This is a genomic window from Brevibacterium sp. RIT 803 (genome assembly GCF_016892625.1).
Classification (GTDB): Bacteria; Actinomycetota; Actinomycetes; order Actinomycetales; family Brevibacteriaceae; genus Brevibacterium.
Map to the genome: position 1 here is coordinate 916,871 of NZ_JAFEMW010000001.1, position 15,590 is coordinate 932,460.

Below are 15,590 nucleotides of genomic sequence, written 5' to 3' on the forward strand. Positions count from 1 at the left end.
GATCAGACCCGTGGTCCGTGGTCGGTGGTGTCCTCGATGGAGGTTTGGATGTGCTCGAGGAGATCGTCGATGACGGTGATGCCGTCCCTGACACCACCCTTCGAACCGGGGAAGTTGATGACGAAGCTGCGGCCGCGAACGCCGGCGACTCCGCGACTCATCACCGCCGAGGAAGTCGTCTCCAGACCCTTGCGCCACATTGCGTAGATGAGCCCCGGGGATTGTCGGTCGAGGAGTTCGGCGGTGAATTCCGGGGTCCGATCATCAGGTGCCAAACCGGTACCGCCGCTGGTGACGATGATGCGTGGGCGTTCGTGTTCGGAAGTGTCGACGAGGAGGGTGCGCAGCGCCTGGCCGACGGGCTCGCCGTCGCGGACGACGATGGCATCGGGAGTGTCATATCCGCGGGTGCGCAGCCAGTCGACGAGGATCGGCCCGGTGGTATCGGCCGCCTCTCCCCTGGCCGCCGAGGTGGAGGCGATGATGACCGCGGCTGACCGGCCCTCACCGAGGAGGTCGTCAGTCTCACCGACTGCTGAGTTCTGGCTATTCACGAATCAATCCTTCTTCCCAGCGCACACACGAGCTCTGCCACCCATTGTTCCACGAAGAGCTAGGGGCCGAACCAGAATCCGAGCGCCTCTGCCAGGCCCTCCGTGTTCGGCCCACTCGAGGTGGACTGCCCGACCCACGCCACATAACCGTCAGGACGGATGAGCACGGCGGTGGGAGCGGTTACCTTACCGATCACCGGCAAGTCCCACTCACCGTAGTAGCGCGCGTCGACGCGGTCGACCTGGTCCGCCCATGTCGTGCTGTCGATGCCGCTGGGATCGCCGAGGTTGAGCAGAACCGGGCGGCCCCTGTGGAGAAGCGTGTACGTCCGAAATGCCCCTGCCGGGCTGTGGAGATCCAAGTCGGGCACGCGGCGTCCCACCAGCGGGTGCGCCTCGCCATCGGAGATGTCCGTTCGGCTTGTGTAGTGGATGGCGAGTCCGGAGAGGTCACCGGCAAGTGATTTGCGGGGTCCGTCCATGTGAAGCCAGCCGTCGATGACTTCGTTGAGGGCTTTGACGCGGTCGTCCATCCGCATCAAGGACGTCTGCGCCAGATTATGGTGAATGACCTGAGCCCCGACGGCGTGACGCTCCCGGTGATAGGTGTTGAGGAGGTTCTCTGACGACGTCCCCTTGACCACCCGCGCCAGCTTCCACCCTAGGTTCACCGCGTCTTGGACGCCGGTGTTGAGGCCTTGGCCACCGACCGGCGAGTGGACGTGTGCCGAGTCTCCAGCCAGCAGCACCCGTCCGGAACGATAGCTCGCGGCCTGACGCGCCATGTCGGTGAAGCGACTGATCGAGCCGGGATTGCGGACACCGAAGTCGGTCCCCCACGCATCGATGAGCCCGGCACGCAGGTCCTCGAGGTCGGGTTCTGTGTTCTCCTGCGGTTGCCTCTCGGAGATGACGAGGCTCACCCGACCGTGCGGGAGCTGGCTGAATGCCTGCGTACCGAATTCATGATGGTGGACGCCCCATTCGGGGTCCTCGGTCAGTTCGACGTCGGCGATGAGGCTGCTCATGGTCGGCTCCCAGCCAGGGAAGTCGATGTCTGCAGTCTTTCGGATCAGACTTCGTCCGCCGTCGCAGCCGACGATGTAGTCGGCTCTCAGAATCCGGCCATCGGAGAGCCGGACATCGACTCCGTCGCGATCCTGATCGAATCCGGTGACTTCGACACCGTAGTCGATTCGCACCCCGAGTTCTCCGACCCACTCGGCCAAGATGCGTTCGGTGTGCTGCTGTCCCAGCCCCAAGCCGTAGGGGTGCCGGGATGGAAAATCGATGATGCCGAGTCGAGTGTTTCCGAATCCCAGCACCTGCGAAATTTGACCCGCGTCCAGGAACCGATCGACGATGCCTCGCTGATCGAGCATCTCAAGGGTCCGCGACTGCAGGCCCAGCGCACGCGTTCCGACCAGGTCCTGGTTTGCTCGTCTCTCGACAAGAACGCTGTCAACCCCTGCCAGAGCCAGCTCTGCGGCCAGCATCAACCCGGTCGGCCCGGCACCGACGATGATCACTTCAGTCACAACTGCTCCACTCTCTCAACGCGAGGTACCAGTCTGCCCCGCAGACGGGGCCTTGCCGCAAGTCCCCACCTGCACTATAAGGGAAATAGAGGCAAGGAACTTTGACTTCCTTGCCTTCGTCATCTGTCGCTACCTTCTGTCACTTCGCCACGATGTAGATTGACCATCAGGCAGCACCGCCGACACACTCGGCCCGACAGCACTGGAGGCACCATGGAAGATCTGTCACTGAGCACGTTGATCTGGCTGCGCATGGTCCGCTTCGTCCAGAACAGCAATCAGATGTCGAATACTCACCTGCGCCGCTTCGACCTCACCATCGCCCAGTTCGAGATGCTCAGCCATATCCGCGCCTACGAACCGGTCACCCAGTCGGATCTCGCAAAGGGGCTGACTGTCACCGGCGGCGGTGTCTCTCGAATGGTCTCTCGCCTCGAAGGCGAGGGGCTGATCTCACGTGAGCAGGATTGGAAGACGAAGTTCATCTCGCTCACCGACGCCGGCCGGCAGCGGCTCGAAGCGGCCTACCCCGCCCAAGTGGCCTTCCAATCCGCGCTCTTCGACGAAGCCCTCGACGAGGATGAGAAGACGCAGCTGCATGCGCTGATGAAGAAACTCTACGAACACAGCGTCACACGTCGTGAGACGGAGGAAGCGCTCTAAGGAATATTTCTCCAGAAACATCAGTTGACATGGCAAACGATACTTTTCGGAGTCGACGCTTGCACCGACTCCACTGTCACTGAGGAGAAGACATGACCGCACCGACCGACCACCCGGAACCCGTCACCAGCACCGAACCCGTCGCTCACACCGAGTCGGTCAACATGATGGATCACCTGGGATTCAGCTCCGGTCAGGGACTGCAGTTCGGGATGTACAGCCTCGGCGATCATCTGCCGAACCCGGCCGACGGATCCAGAGTCAGTGCGGGCGAGCGCATCCGCGAGTTCATCGGCTATGCCCAAGCGGCCGAGGACGCGGGCCTCGACTTTATCAGCGTCGGTGAGAGCCACCAGCAGTACTTCGCCTCACAGGCCCACGCCGTCATCCTCGGCGCGATCGCCCAGGCGACGAGCACCATCCGCATCGGCAGCACCTCGACGATCCTGAGCACCTCGGACCCGGTTCGCGTGTTCGAGAACTTCTCCACGATCGACCACATCTCCGGCGGTCGGGCCGAACTCGTCGCCGGCCGCGCCTCACGCGTCGGGCTCTTCGAACTGCTGGGCTATGATCTGCGCGACTACGAAGAGCTGTTCGAAGAGAAGTTCGAGTTGCTCAACCGGATCAATCGTGAGCAGAAACTCAGCTGGAGGGGCCAGTTCCGTGCGCCCCTGAACGACGCCGAGGTACTCCCCCGCCCAGCACAGGAGCCGCTGCCGATCTGGCGAGCAGTGGGTGGTGCCCCGACAAGTGCGATCAAGGCCGGCCTGGCCGGAGTACCCATGGTCATGGCGCATCTGGGCGGCACCACTTCCTCGTTCAAGCCGACAGTCAATGCCTACCGGGAGGCGGCACGCCACCAAGGCTTCGATCCGGCTGCCCTGCCGATCGCAACTGCGGGATTCTTCCATGCCGCCGAGACCTCGCAGGAGGCTTTGCGCGGACTCTACCCTCATATCAATGAGGGGATGAAGCGCACGAACGGCCAGGGCATGCCCAAGCAGCTCTTCGCCCAGGCGGTGGACCCGCACAGCATCGTCAACCTCGGCAGCCCCCAGCAGATCGTCGAGAAGATGCTGCACCAGCATGAGGTGTTCGGCCATCAGCGCTACCTTGGTCAGATGGATTTCGGCGGCATGCCCTATGACCAGGTGATGAAGCAGATCGAGATCATCGGTTCTGAGATCATCCCGGCCCTGAAGAAGTACACGGCCTCACCGACGCCCGCTTCTGCCCTGTCTGCCTCGGCAGCGAACCGCCATGCCGCCGAGGAGCCTGCCCGATGAAGCTCGTTGCGATCTCGGGTTCGAACGTCGGCACCAAGACTCGGACCGTCATGGAGCATGTCACTCAGACGGTGATTGTCCAGGATCCGGACGTCGAGGCCACGCTCGTCGACCTCGCCGAGGTCGACATGGTCTTCAGTGACGGACGGAACTTCACCGAGTACACCGGAGATACCGGTCGTGTCACCCGGGCCCTCATGGATGCCGATGCCATCATCATCGGCACGCCGATCTTCCAGGCCTCGATTCCGGCGACGCTGAAGAACATCTTCGACCTGCTGCCGGTCAATGCATTCCGCGACAAGGTCGTGGCCATGGTCGCGACCGCTGGGTCAGCCAAGCACTATCTCATTCCCCAGCAGCAGCTGCAGCCGATTCTCACGTATATGAAGGCTCAGGTTGTGCAGCCGTACGTGTTCGTCGAGGAGAAGGACCTGCTGCGCAAGCAGATCGTCAACACCGATGTCATCGCCCGCCTCGACCGGCTCGTCGAGGACACCCTTGTGCTCACACAGACTTACGCCTCGATCAGGGAAGCGAAGGATGCCGCCTACGGGTTCTGAGCATCAGACTCCGACGGCCAGTGTGTTCAGCCACGGCCGTCCGCGATTGTCTCAGACGACAAGCGAAACTGCTGTCAGCGTCTTGCCAAGCGCAGCACATACCCTGTAGTTGCACTTTCAATCAACCCTGGAGATCGCTGTGTACGCCACGACCGGATTCCCGACCATCGCTCGCGACATCATCACCGTCATCGCTCGGATCGCCCTCGGCGCCATCTTCATCGCCCACGGCTGGCAGAAGTTCAATGAGTGGACCGTTGCCGGAACTACCCAATCATTCGCACAGATGGGCGTACCGCTGCCAGACATCGCGGCCCCGTTCGCCACGTTCGTCGAGCTCATCGGCGGCGCGCTCCTCATCCTCGGCGCACTGACCCCGATCGTCGGAATCCTCCTGGCCGCCAACCTCATCGGGGCACTGGTCATCGTCCACCTGATCCCCGTGCCGTTCGTCGACCAGGGCGGCTGGGAACTCGTCGCAGCACTGGCAGCCGGCGCCCTGCTATTGGCCGCCATGGGACCAGGTCGCTTCAGCGTCGACCGGTTCCTGCTCAAGGGGAAGAAGAAGTCGAAGCAGTCGCGGAGTGCCGCAGCAACGAGCGCAGACTCCGCTCCGGCCGAATAGGCGCCGGCTATATAACCGCTGGCCGATCGGGTGTCGAATCAATTGAGGTCGGCCCGGATGGGGTTTGCCCTGTTGAAACAGGCCGCGCTTCGAACCGGCGACGATATTCCGAAGGAGTCGTCTTGAACGCGGCAGCGAAGTTCTGCCGCAGAGTGACCACACTGCCGAATCCGCAGTTCACGGCGATCTGATCGATCGACACGCTCGTGGTCTCCAGCGCCCGACGAGCCTCATCGAGGCGGCGCATGCGCACCCACGAAGCAGGCGTCGCCCCCGTCGATGCCCGAAAGGTGCGGATGAAGGTCCGCACACTCATGTGTGCGACCTCGGCCAACCTTTCGACCGGCAGTGATTCGTCAAGGTGATCGACTGCCCAATCAAGAACTCGAGAGATGGGGTCGTCATCGGCATGCTCCGGCAGCGGTCGCTGAATGTACTGCGCCTGCCCACCGTCGCGGTGCGGTGCGATGACCAGGGAACGCGCCACCTGGTTCGCAGCGTCGGCCCCCAATCTCGTACGCACCATGTGAAGACAGGCATCCAACGCCGAGGCTGTGCCAGCCGAGGTGATGACATCGCCGTAGTCGATGTAGAGAACTGAATCGTCGATCTCCAGATCCGGGTGTCGAGCCGTGAGTTGGTCGAACCCCTGCCAGTGCGTCACCGCCCTGCGGCCGGCGAGCAGACCGGCGTCTGCGATGGGGAACGTGCCCAGACAGAGTCCGGCAATGGAAGCACCCCGATGATGGCTGTCAACGAGTAGCTGTCGCAGGGGCTGCCCAGCCGGGCGACCATCGTCGTACCAGGACGGAACGACGACAACCTCGGCGCCGGATGCCGCGTCCGGCCCACTCAGCCCAGTGATCTGATACCCCTCCGCCGTCGTGACCGGCGCATCGTCGTCGGAGAACAGGACGGTTTCCCACGCCGCCAAGCCCTGGCGGGCAACCTCGTTGAAGACCATCTGCGGCACGGACAGATGGAACATGGTGATGCCGGTGAAGGCATAGATGGCGATGCGCACGTCGGGCTCTTCCTGATTGGCTGGTGGCAGGCTCGTGAAGTTTGGCGTAATTCCATCGTAGATGAGCATTTGTGCTACTGGTAGTGCCCGGTCGGCTCTCGCACACTGGAGGTGTGCCGCAGTTACGCGCCACGTCCTCACTGACCACAACCTTGGAGTTCGCTATGACTACCGCCCGCCGTGCCCTTGTCCTCGTCGATGTGCAGCAGCAGTATTTCGACGGTCCCTTGGAGATCCAGTATCCGAGCCATGACCAGTCACTGCCGAAGATCACTGCGGCCATCGACGCTGCGGTTGCCGCCGACATCCCGGTCGCCGTCTTCCAGCACACGATGGGCACCGAGGCCCCGGCCTTCAATCCGAACGAGCCCGGGTTCGCACTCCACCCTGAGGTCGCTCAACGCCAGGTCGATTCCTGGAAGTCAGTGGTCAAGGAGTACGGCTCCGTCTATGCCGACACCGATCTCGAAGCATGGCTGCGCGAGAAGGGCGTCGACACAGTCACCCTCGTGGGCTACATGACCAATAACTGCATCCTCTCCTCGGCAGCTGGCGCCGAGGTTCTCGGCTTCACCACGGAGGTGCTCTCCGATGCGACCGGTGCCATCAACATCGCCAATGATGCCGGCTTCGCCGACGCCAAGACCGTGCACACGACGCTGATGGCGCTCCTGCATTCGAACTGGGCGTCCGTCGCGACCACCGAAGCTTGGACTCATGCACTGACTTCTCAGGAGCCGCTGCCGAAGGGAGACCTGGGCAGTTCGGCCGTCACGGGTGCGCAGAAGGCAGGGCAGAACTGATTGTTCAGTAACCCGTGCGCAACCGCTCCAGAAGGTCGGTGACTCGGTTGCTGATGTCGTTGCGAACCAGACGCATGCGCTCGATTCCTTCGATGCCGCGCGCGGAGGGCTCGTCGGTGTCCCAGTTTTCAACCTCGGTGCCCTCGGGCGCATGCACGGTCGCTTCGCGGCCCAACGTGACGACGACATCAGCGGCTTCCAGATCCGCCGGCGTGACCGGTTTGGGTGTTCCTTCGCTGATGTCGATGTTCCATTCGGCCAGCGACGCAACCGAGAGCTGATTGAGCGAGGTACCGGGTTTGGTCCCGCCGGAGACGACGTCGATCGAGTCTCCGGCGATGTCGCCCATGAGCCCCGCAGCCATCTGTGACTTTCCGCCGTTCTTCACACAGACGAAGAGGACGCGAGGTGGGGCGCTCACTGCGCCTCCTGGTGTGCGCTGCGGCCGTGTTCCAGCCCTGTGGGGATGCCAATCGAGACCGGCTGTCCGGCTTCGCCACAACACGACTCCGGCTCGGCAGCTTCGACAGCAGGCGCTGGCTCGCAGCACCCGCTACTGTCTGCGGTCACCGTGGCGACCGATGGCGTATCGCATGACGAACCGATGTCGGCCGAGCACACTCCGGTCTCCGGGAGCACAAGCTCGACCCTCTCGGCCGCTTCCTGATCGCCGGCGATCGCGGCGACGATCGAACGGACCTGCTCGTAACCGGTGGCCATGAGGAACGTCGGCGCTCGACCGTAGGACTTCATACCCGCGATGTAGAAGTCCGTCTCCGGATGAGCCAGCAGGCGGGCTCCATGTGGTGCGACGGTTCCGCAGCTGTGGTGTTCGGGATCGATGAGTGGTCCCAATCCGGTGGGCGCCTCGACGATCGGGTCGAGGTCGAGTCGGATTTCGCGGAGGAAACTGAGATCCGGCCTAAATCCTGTGGTCGGAACGAGCCGGTCAACGTCAATTGAGACTGCGCCTGCGGGGGTGATTCCGGTGACGGTCAGTTTGCTCGCAGTGTCTGAACCTGTGAGGTCCTGTCCTATGTTGTCCGCCGAGGTGGCGCTCCGGTCCGTAATGCCCAGCCCCGTGATGGTCACCGAGGTGTGAACCTCGATGCGTCCGGCTTCGACAAGGTGGCGCAGGCGAGTGCCCAGTGCTCCGCGTGCTGGGAGTCCGTCCTGGTCGCCACCGCCGTAGACATCGGCAGGATCAGTTCCTCGTATGGCCCAGCTGATGCGAGTGGACGGTTCGGCCTCGCGGAGCTCTCCCAGGGCCAGCAGTGTGTTGGCCGCCGAGTGACCGGCTCCGACCACAAGCGTGTGACGGTCTGCGAAGTGTGCCCGATCCCGGCCGAGGACGTCGGGCAGCGGTGAGGTGACGAGCCCAGCCTCGCGGGCCTCATTCTCACCGTTGGCCGGCAGCCCCGCCTGGCCAAGCGGATTAGGGGTCCCCCAGGTGCCTGAGGCATCAATGACGGCACGAACGACATGATCCAAAATCTCGCCGCGCTCGTTCTGAGTCCGCAAGAGGAATGGAGTGTCCTCGCGTCCCGGGGTGCGGGTGCGATCCTTGCCGACGCGGCTGACCGCAATGACTTGTGTCTGCGTGCGAATCGCGTTGCTCAGCTGTGGGGTCGCTGCCAATGGAGCAAGGTACTTCGCGACGAGTTCAGCCCCTGTGGGCAGGTAGTCGCCAGCAGGCTCCACCCATCCTGTCAGCTCGAGCAATGCCCGTGCAGCCTGGTCGATGTTGTACTTCCACGGTGAGAAGAGGCCGATGTGGCCCCACGCACTGACAGCGGTTGCAGGTGTCGCGCCTGCTTCGAAGACGAGCGGCTCCATTCTGCGAGCGATGACGTGCGCCGCGGCAGCCAGACCAACCGGGCCGGAGCCGATGATGGCGACCGGAAGTTTGGATATTGGTGTGGACTCAGTCACGAGTCGTCCTCTCTGGAAGTGCGTCGTCTGCAGAAGCCCTGGATATGGACAGGCTGGTGAGCAGATCGTGAATGCGGGCGCGAATGTCATCGCGAATGGTGCGCACGGTCTCGATACCCTGACCTGCCGGGTCATCGAGGTCCCAGTCTTCGTAACGCTTGCCGGGGAAGATGGGGCAAGCATCGCCGCAGCCCATGGTGATCACCACATCCGAGGTCTTCACCGTGTCCGGGGTGAGAATTTTCGGGTGCTGGTCGGTGATGTCGATGCCGACCTCAGCCATCGCCTCGGCGGCGGTGGGGTTGAGCATTTTCCCCGGTGCACTGCCGGCAGAGCGGACCTCGACTCGGTCACCTCCGAACTCGCGGAGGAATCCCGCGGCCATCTGCGATCGGCCGGCGTTGTGCACGCAGACGAAGAGGACGCTGGGCTTCTGTTCGACTGTCGTCATTTCTGTGCCTCCTGGCGCTCCGGGTGCATCTGGTGTCCGGTGTATTCGGGGAAGAAGCGGCGTCGTGACCATAGGGCCACATAGACGAGGGCGACGAGGATGGGTACTTCGATGAGCGGACCGACGACTCCCGCCAGGGCCTGTCCGGAAGCCACTCCGTAGGTGCCGATGGCCACTGCGATGGCGAGTTCGAAGTTGTTGCCTGCGGCGGTAAATGCCAGAGTGGCCGTCTTCTCATAGCCCAGCTTCAGGCCACGGCCCACAACCATGCCGAAGGCGAAGACGACGGTGAAGTAGACGAGCAACGGCAGAGCGATGCGCACGACATCCAAGGGGTTCGAGGTGATCTCGTCACCCTGGAAGGCGAAGAGCACAACGATGGTGAACAGCAGCCCATAGAGCGCGAAAGGGCCGATCTTCGGTAGGAACCGGTCTTCGTACCAGGCCCGCCCCTTGGCTTTCTCACCGATGAGGCGAGTGAGGAAGCCGGCCAACAGCGGAATGCCGAGGAAGACGAGGACGCTGAGCGTGATCGCCCAGAACGAGAATTCGCCACTCGTCGTCGGCAATCCGAGGAGGTTCGGCAGCCACTGCAGGTAGAACCAGCCGAGGAGGCCGAAGGCGAAGACCTGGAAGACCGAGTTGATCGCAACGAGGACGGCAGCGGCTTCACGGTCCCCGCAGGCAAGGTCGTTCCAGATGAAGACCATCGCAATGCAGCGGGCGAGACCGACGATGATCAATCCCGTCCGATATTCCGGAAGGTCTGGCAGGAAGAGCCAGGCGAGGGCGAACATGAAGGCGGGAGCGGCCAACCAGTTGATCAGCAGGGACGTGATCATCAGTTTTCTGTCGCTGAGCACGCGCCCGGTTTCGTTGTAGCGGACCTTGGCCAGCACCGGATACATCATCACCAGCAGTCCCAGAGCAATCGGCAATGACACATCGGCGACCTTGACCGAATCCAGGGCCGCAGCGAGTCCGGGCACAAGCCGACCGAGCAGCAGACCGAGGATCATCGCCGCGATGATCCACACCGGCAGGAAACGATCGAGGGTCGACAGCTTAGTCTGTGCCGGTTCACTGGTGAGGGCTGTCACTGGGGTGCTCATCGGACTCCTGGGACGAATCTGTTCAGGGCCGAGATTCCCCAGCCGCAAACATCGAAGGTGATCGATATGAATCTAAGCACTACATATCGACAACTGTCAATGTATGGGCATAATGGAGGAGTGACCACTGAACAGACATTGCCCGCACCCGCCTCGGCGACTTGCTGCACGACACTGACCGGCGAGCCTCTGGACGAGGTTCGGGCACGCGAGTTCGCCCGGATCTTCAAAGCCTTGGCCGACCCGACACGCCTGCGCCTGGTTTCCTTGGTCGCCGCCCGCGAAGGCAATGAAGCCTGTGCATGTGACCTCATCGATCCGGTCGGGCTGGGCCAACCCACGGTCTCACACCACCTGAAGATCCTCGTCGACGCGGGAATCCTTCACCGTGAGAAGCGAGGCATCTGGTCGTACTATTCGCTGGCGGCAGAGACTCTGGAGCGCATCACTGCCTTCCTCTCTCCTGCATGAGGCTGTGACCGGACGTCGGGGACACACTGTGCGTCGGGAGGAGGCTGTGACCGGACGTCGGGCGACCTCGGCGCGCCGGACCGGATCGGGGTACGCTCCGAAATGAGACCACCCCACTCCCCCGGACGAAAGCAGAGAGGTCAATGACCAAGACTGTCCTTCAGACAAGCCTGGATGTCTTCCGCGCTCACGGAATGACGACGATATTCGGCAACCCCGGATCGAACGAATTGCCGTTCCTCGCGGGACTCGGCGATGATTTCCGCTTCGTCCTCGGCCTGCATGAACAGGTCGTCGTCGGCATGGCCGAAGGCTTCTCCCGCGCCACCGGGCGTCCGGTTCTGGTGAACCTGCATGCTGCGTCCGGCTCCGGCAACGGTATGGGCGCGCTGACCAACGCTCATTACGGCCACGTTCCGCTGGTCATCCTCGCCGGGCAGCAGGTCCGCCGGACGGTCGGTCAGGAAGTGATGCTGGCCAGCGCGGATGCCGCCGCACTGCCGACGCCGCTGGTGAAGTATTCCCACGAGCCGCTGTCTGCCGCCGACGTCCCGCGAACCCTGTCCCAAGCAGCATTCGAAGCCGTCACCCAGCCGAGCGGCCCCGTCTATGTGTCGGTGCCCTTGGACGATTGGGACGAACCGGCACTCGACGATGACGACCTGCTGCCGGCACGATCGGTGTCGACCGGGCGTGGCATCGATCCGGAGCTCGAACAGGAGCTGCTCACCTCCCTCAATGGGGCGAAGCGTCCGGCTCTCGTCGTCGGTCCCCAAGTGGATGCCGCCGCCGTTGCTGACCCGAGCGTCACGGAAGCAGCGATGTCACTGGCGGAGAGGCTCGACGCCTCCGTCTACATCGCCCCGTCGCCCACCCGCTGTCCGTTCCCGACGACCCACCCGAACTTCAAAGGAGTCCTTGTCCCCGGAATCCAGTCCGTGCGGGACCAGCTGGCCGAGCATGATGTCGTCCTGGTTCTGGGTGCGGCCGTGTTCAGATATCACCGCTGGGAGCCCTCGAACTACCTGACTCCCGGCACCGAGGTCATCCAGATCACCCAGGACCCGCGCGAGGCCACCCGAGCACCGTTCGGCAAAGCCGTGATTACCGATGTCGGCCGCACCACCGTGACTCTCGCGAAGCAGATCACCGATCGCGGTACCCGCCGCGGCGAGCGCGGTTCACGGATCATGAGCCCAGCGGCCACCTCGGCGGAGGGAATGACCGGCGGAGAGGTTCTCGAAGTGCTCAACGAGTACGTCAACGAATCGGTGTCCTACGTCAACGAGACCACCACTTTGGACCTCGATTACCTCGAACGAGTCGCCATCGACCGACCCGGAATGTACAGCTTCCCAGCCTCCGGCGGTCTGGGCTTCGGGCTACCTGTTGCCGTCGGAATGTCGATCGGAGCACCGGAGAAGACGATCGTTGCGACCGTCGGTGACGGCTCCGCGAACTACGGCATCACCGCGCTGTACACGGCCGGCCAGCTGCAGACGCGAACCGTGTTCGTCATCATCAACAACTCCGGCTACGGCGCCTTGGCCGGCTTTGCACAGCGCATGGGCGTGCCCAAGGTTCCTGGTCTGACTCTGGGCGGCATCGACTTCGTCTCTCTGGCCCAGGGCTACGGGGTACCGGCCAAGCAGACGTCGACCCGTGCCGAGTTCGCCGCCGCCTATCGGGAGGCACTCGAAGCGTCGGGCCCGGTGCTCATCGACGCCTCGATCGTCTCGTGACTAAGGGTTGAGCGGCTTCAGTCCGAGACACGGCAGAGCCGTCTCGATGATGTCCACGGCCGGCCGCCTGACATTCGCAGCCGCAGTGCCTCCGCCCGCATCAAGACAGGCGCCGACGAGTCGGACACCTGCCGCATAGCCTGCACCGGTCGGCAACCCAACGGGCTCGCTTCCGAACTGGCGCGCCGTGGCATCACCGAGGACCCAAGCCGCGAAATCCTGCATCCCCGCGACGTCGAGACCGGTGACGACTTTGGCCAAGACGTCCTCATCCAGGTAGGTGTCTGCGGCGACGAAATGGGTGTACCCAGCCTCGCCGTACAGTTCTGCTGCGAACAGATCCGCGAGCCCCTCGGATACGACGTGCTCTCCCACGGTGACCGTGGCCGGATCCCACACTACGCCGCCAGGTGAGTAGCGGACATTGTGATGGAGCTCGTGGACTGCAATAGCTTCCAATCGTTGAAGTACGCGCGGAGTGGGCCAAAGAGTCAGCACGATGTAGCCGCTGATCCCTCCGAAGCCAGACAGCCCCTGCACCTCGTTCATGAAGTGCTCGTTGCCGGGATCCCCCAGCACCAGCAGGACCTTGAGATCGGGAACCATGGCGCCGGGATCGCCCGTCTCCAGGGCCTCAATTCCACGGGCGAGTGCTGTCTCGATACGCTGCCAAGCGTCTGCTTCAATGAGGGCGTCAAGGCCCTCACGAATGAGCTCTGCCGAATCACCTGAATCGACGAAGGGAAATCCGAAGTTCTGTCTGTGCACTTCAGCCATGTCGACGCCTCCTGGGATGAAGTGATACATCCCAGCCATCGGCTCCCACAGCTGACGTACCAAGTCGGCACGATGCTGTGGGTCAGCGATGACGATTCGACGCATTCCTGTGGAACTGTCAATGAGTGAAATGGCCATAGGTATGACCGTAGATGTTGACGTCGCGTCAAGGTCAAGGTAAACCGCCTAAGCTGATCCGCATGGGATTCAGGGCTTTGGAGCACTACGCGCAAACAATGGGCCCGACCCCGACAGAGGTGGTCGCTGAGGAGCAGAACAGCGAATATGAGTCTGGCCGTGCCATGCTCGACGCGACCTGGTGGCGGATCCGGACTGCCCGCGTCACTCCTGCCAAACCGGGCGCTTTCGTTGCCGTTTGGGGTCGCACATCGGAGGGAGTCACCGCACCGTTCTCCGGCGGGGAGGACAGCGTCGATGGCTGCGCAGGCCTTCTCGTGTTCGTCTCCGAGGAAGAACACTTCGGAGTCTTCACTTTCACCGCCGCCAGCCTGGTCGAACTGGGAATCTACTCTTCCCCACGCTCACCAGGGAAACGAGGATTCCGCCTCTACCCACCGTGGTCCGCCTCGCTGAATCCCCAAGCGACTCGAACTCAACGCAGACAAGCTCCGTTCTTCGAACGGATCTGTTGATTCGTTCGGATGACCCGACTGACTCATTCATCGACGGCCAGATTGATCGGCTGCAATATTGATCGACTGACTTGTCACTCGACAGTCTTTCGGAGAACTGTGTGGCAGTTTGTCCCCCATAGACTCAACTGGATATCCTGGGCATCAGCACCATGGGAAAGAAGCGGTCGGGACGACCCGAACGCATACAGTCACGATGAGGACGGCCTCGAAGAACAGGAATGCCCGTCATGACTGCCGCCATTCGCAGCATCCTCACTCCTTCTGCCATCGTTCGCCTGATCCTCGGCTGGGGCGCATTCGCCGCTCTCCTCATCGCAGGCCCACTGCTGACTCCGCCCGTTGCCGGACCGCTCCTCGTCAGCGCCCTGATCGTTATCGTCAGCGTCATCCTCATCTGCGCCTTCGGCGTCGTCCACGAGGCCGAGCACCTGGCCCGCCGCCTCGGCGATCCCTATGGTTCGCTGGTGCTCACGCTCTCGATCGTGCTCATCGAGGTGGTGCTCATCGCCGCCGTCCTCCTCGGCCCCGGAGACCACGCCACGATCGCTCGTGACTCAGTCATGGCCGTGTCGATGATCATTCTCAATGCTGTCATCGGCCTGTGTCTGCTCGTCGCGGGACTGCGCCACGGCAGCCTCACCCATAACCGCACAGGCGTCTCGACGTATCTGTCACTCATCATCGTCCTCGCCGCTCTCGCTTTCGCTCTGCCGGCGCTCATCGGCGCGAACGGCAGCTACGAGGAATGGCAGGAGATCCCGATCATCGTACTCACGATCGGCATCTATGCCTTCTTCCTCTACCGCCAGATGGGTGCCCAAGCCGCGGACTTCCACGAGGTCGATCAGCGACTGCTCCAGATCCCCGCCGAGGTGGGTGCGGGCGACTCCGCGCCGCCGAAACTGAGCATCGGCGAGATCATCTCCACCCACCGCACCGAGATCATCGTGCGTCTGGCACTGCTCATCGCCACGGTCACTCCGATCGTGCTGCTCTCCCACGATATGGCGTCGCTGCTCGATGACGGCTTGGGCCGCCTCGGCGCTCCTGTGGCTCTGTCGGGTGTCGTCATCGCGCTCATCGTCTTCCTCCCGGAGACGATCACCTCGATCAGGGCCGCATGGCAGGGCGAGATCCAGCGGGTGAGCAACCTGTGCCACGGGGCGCAGGTGTCGACGGTGGGGCTGACGATTCCGACGGTGCTGCTCATCGGGCTGCTCACCGATCAGCCGATCGTGCTTGCGGAGTCCCCGGCGAACCTGCTTCTGCTCACGGTCACGCTGCTGCTGTCGGTGACGACCTTTGCAGCGAAGAAGGTCACAGCCATCCACGGTGCCGCCCACCTCGTCGTGTTCGCGATCTTCGGGATCACGCTCTTCTCCTGAGCCGG

Annotated in this window: 17 protein-coding genes; 9 read left to right on the plus strand and 8 right to left on the minus strand. The window is 63.0% G+C overall.

All coding sequences use genetic code 11. The features are described from left to right. Positions 1–2 precede the first annotated feature (2 nt). Together JTF07_RS04130 and JTF07_RS04135 are read right to left on the minus strand one after the other, a co-directional pair. Positions 3–554, minus strand: coding sequence for a MogA/MoaB family molybdenum cofactor biosynthesis protein (locus JTF07_RS04130; RefSeq protein WP_204233017.1), 552 nt, complete (start codon positions 552–554; stop codon positions 3–5). A gap of 59 nt (positions 555–613) precedes the next feature. Then, a complete protein-coding gene (locus JTF07_RS04135) occupies positions 614–2,092 on the minus strand; it encodes an FAD-dependent monooxygenase (protein WP_353843867.1) in 1,479 nt (492 codons plus the stop codon). Positions 2,093–2,305: 213 nt separating this feature from the next. Between JTF07_RS04135 and JTF07_RS04140 the strand changes: the two genes are divergently transcribed. The 4 genes from JTF07_RS04140 (at position 2,306) to JTF07_RS04155 (ending at position 5,232) form a co-directional block, all read left to right on the plus strand. After that, positions 2,306–2,755 carry a MarR family winged helix-turn-helix transcriptional regulator gene (locus JTF07_RS04140; protein WP_204233018.1) on the plus strand — a complete coding sequence of 150 codons (450 nt, stop codon included), beginning with the start codon at positions 2,306–2,308 and terminating at the stop codon, positions 2,753–2,755. A gap of 92 nt (positions 2,756–2,847) precedes the next feature. Continuing rightward, complete coding sequence (locus JTF07_RS04145; protein WP_204233019.1) at positions 2,848–4,044, plus strand: LLM class flavin-dependent oxidoreductase; 1,197 nt, start codon at positions 2,848–2,850, stop codon at positions 4,042–4,044. After that, positions 4,041–4,607, plus strand: coding sequence for an NADPH-dependent FMN reductase (locus JTF07_RS04150; RefSeq protein ID WP_204233020.1), 567 nt, complete (start codon positions 4,041–4,043; stop codon positions 4,605–4,607). The genes JTF07_RS04145 and JTF07_RS04150 overlap by 4 nt, the downstream gene beginning before the upstream one ends. A 139-nt stretch (positions 4,608–4,746) precedes the next feature. Continuing rightward, the gene (locus tag JTF07_RS04155; RefSeq protein ID WP_204233021.1) at positions 4,747–5,232 is read left to right on the plus strand and encodes a DoxX family protein; all 486 of its coding nucleotides are present in this window, start codon (positions 4,747–4,749) and stop codon (positions 5,230–5,232) included. Positions 5,233–5,239: 7 nt separating this feature from the next. On the opposite strand, the gene JTF07_RS04160 is transcribed toward JTF07_RS04155, so the two are convergent. Then, complete coding sequence (locus JTF07_RS04160; protein ID WP_252199259.1) at positions 5,240–6,325, minus strand: GlxA family transcriptional regulator; 1,086 nt, start codon at positions 6,323–6,325, stop codon at positions 5,240–5,242. Between the two features lie 95 nt (positions 6,326–6,420). Between JTF07_RS04160 and JTF07_RS04165 the strand changes: the two genes are divergently transcribed. Continuing rightward, on the plus strand, positions 6,421–7,059 hold the full coding sequence (locus tag JTF07_RS04165; RefSeq protein WP_204233022.1) for an isochorismatase family protein: 639 nt from the start codon (positions 6,421–6,423) through the stop codon (positions 7,057–7,059). Between the two features lie 4 nt (positions 7,060–7,063). Here the strand turns inward: JTF07_RS04165 and JTF07_RS04170 are convergent, their stop codons facing one another. Genes JTF07_RS04170 through arsB form a run of 4 tightly spaced genes read right to left on the minus strand, consistent with a single transcriptional unit; the run spans position 7,064 to position 10,554 of the window. Further along, entirely contained in the window at positions 7,064–7,480 is a 417-nt protein-coding gene (locus JTF07_RS04170; RefSeq protein ID WP_353843868.1) for an arsenate-mycothiol transferase ArsC, read from the minus strand. Continuing rightward, positions 7,477–8,991 carry an NAD(P)/FAD-dependent oxidoreductase gene (locus JTF07_RS04175; RefSeq protein WP_204233023.1) on the minus strand — a complete coding sequence of 505 codons (1,515 nt, stop codon included), beginning with the start codon at positions 8,989–8,991 and terminating at the stop codon, positions 7,477–7,479. Before JTF07_RS04175 ends, JTF07_RS04170 begins: the two co-directional genes overlap by 4 nt. Next, positions 8,984–9,442, minus strand: a complete 459-nt coding sequence (locus tag JTF07_RS04180) for an arsenate reductase ArsC (RefSeq protein WP_204233024.1) — start codon at positions 9,440–9,442, stop codon at positions 8,984–8,986. Before JTF07_RS04180 ends, JTF07_RS04175 begins: the two co-directional genes overlap by 8 nt. Beyond that, complete coding sequence (gene arsB, locus JTF07_RS04185) at positions 9,439–10,554, minus strand: ACR3 family arsenite efflux transporter (RefSeq protein ID WP_204233025.1); 1,116 nt, start codon at positions 10,552–10,554, stop codon at positions 9,439–9,441. Before arsB ends, JTF07_RS04180 begins: the two co-directional genes overlap by 4 nt. Before the next feature lie 120 nt (positions 10,555–10,674). On the opposite strand from arsB, the gene JTF07_RS04190 reads away from it, so the two are divergent. Together JTF07_RS04190 and mdlC are read left to right on the plus strand one after the other, a co-directional pair. Beyond that, positions 10,675–11,025, plus strand: coding sequence for an ArsR/SmtB family transcription factor (locus JTF07_RS04190; protein ID WP_353843869.1), 351 nt, complete (start codon positions 10,675–10,677; stop codon positions 11,023–11,025). A 143-nt stretch (positions 11,026–11,168) separates the two neighbouring features. Then, the gene (gene mdlC / locus JTF07_RS04195; protein ID WP_204233026.1) at positions 11,169–12,767 is read left to right on the plus strand and encodes a benzoylformate decarboxylase; all 1,599 of its coding nucleotides are present in this window, start codon (positions 11,169–11,171) and stop codon (positions 12,765–12,767) included. Here mdlC and JTF07_RS04200 read toward each other — a convergent pair whose 3' ends face one another. After that, positions 12,768–13,682, minus strand: coding sequence for a DUF2268 domain-containing putative Zn-dependent protease (locus tag JTF07_RS04200; RefSeq protein WP_204233027.1), 915 nt, complete (start codon positions 13,680–13,682; stop codon positions 12,768–12,770). A gap of 62 nt (positions 13,683–13,744) precedes the next feature. Between JTF07_RS04200 and JTF07_RS04205 the strand changes: the two genes are divergently transcribed. Together JTF07_RS04205 and JTF07_RS04210 are read left to right on the plus strand one after the other, a co-directional pair. After that, the gene (locus tag JTF07_RS04205) at positions 13,745–14,197 is read left to right on the plus strand and encodes a MepB family protein (protein ID WP_204233028.1); all 453 of its coding nucleotides are present in this window, start codon (positions 13,745–13,747) and stop codon (positions 14,195–14,197) included. Between the two features lie 230 nt (positions 14,198–14,427). After that, positions 14,428–15,585 (plus strand): calcium:cation antiporter, encoded by a 1,158-nt coding sequence (locus JTF07_RS04210; protein WP_204233029.1) that lies wholly within the window; start codon positions 14,428–14,430, stop codon positions 15,583–15,585. The last annotated feature ends 5 nt before the right edge of the window (positions 15,586–15,590 follow it).

Bases quoted from the DNA above. Each gene is read 5' to 3' on its own strand.
- JTF07_RS04140 (WP_204233018.1), top strand. From the start codon at position 2,306: ATGGAAGATCTGTCACTGAGCACGTTGATCTGGCTGCGCATGGTCCGC.
- JTF07_RS04145 (WP_204233019.1), top strand. From the start codon at position 2,848: ATGACCGCACCGACCGACCACCCGGAACCCGTCACCAGCACCGAACCC.
- JTF07_RS04150 (WP_204233020.1), top strand. From the start codon at position 4,041: ATGAAGCTCGTTGCGATCTCGGGTTCGAACGTCGGCACCAAGACTCGG.
- JTF07_RS04160 (WP_252199259.1), bottom strand. From the start codon at position 6,325: ATGCTCATCTACGATGGAATTACGCCAAACTTCACGAGCCTGCCACCA.
- JTF07_RS04165 (WP_204233022.1), top strand. From the start codon at position 6,421: ATGACTACCGCCCGCCGTGCCCTTGTCCTCGTCGATGTGCAGCAGCAG.
- JTF07_RS04180 (WP_204233024.1), bottom strand. From the start codon at position 9,442: ATGACGACAGTCGAACAGAAGCCCAGCGTCCTCTTCGTCTGCGTGCAC.
- arsB (WP_204233025.1), bottom strand. From the start codon at position 10,554: ATGAGCACCCCAGTGACAGCCCTCACCAGTGAACCGGCACAGACTAAG.
- mdlC (WP_204233026.1), top strand. From the start codon at position 11,169: ATGACCAAGACTGTCCTTCAGACAAGCCTGGATGTCTTCCGCGCTCAC.
- JTF07_RS04200 (WP_204233027.1), bottom strand. From the start codon at position 13,682: ATGGCCATTTCACTCATTGACAGTTCCACAGGAATGCGTCGAATCGTC.
- JTF07_RS04205 (WP_204233028.1), top strand. From the start codon at position 13,745: ATGGGATTCAGGGCTTTGGAGCACTACGCGCAAACAATGGGCCCGACC.
- JTF07_RS04210 (WP_204233029.1), top strand. From the start codon at position 14,428: ATGACTGCCGCCATTCGCAGCATCCTCACTCCTTCTGCCATCGTTCGC.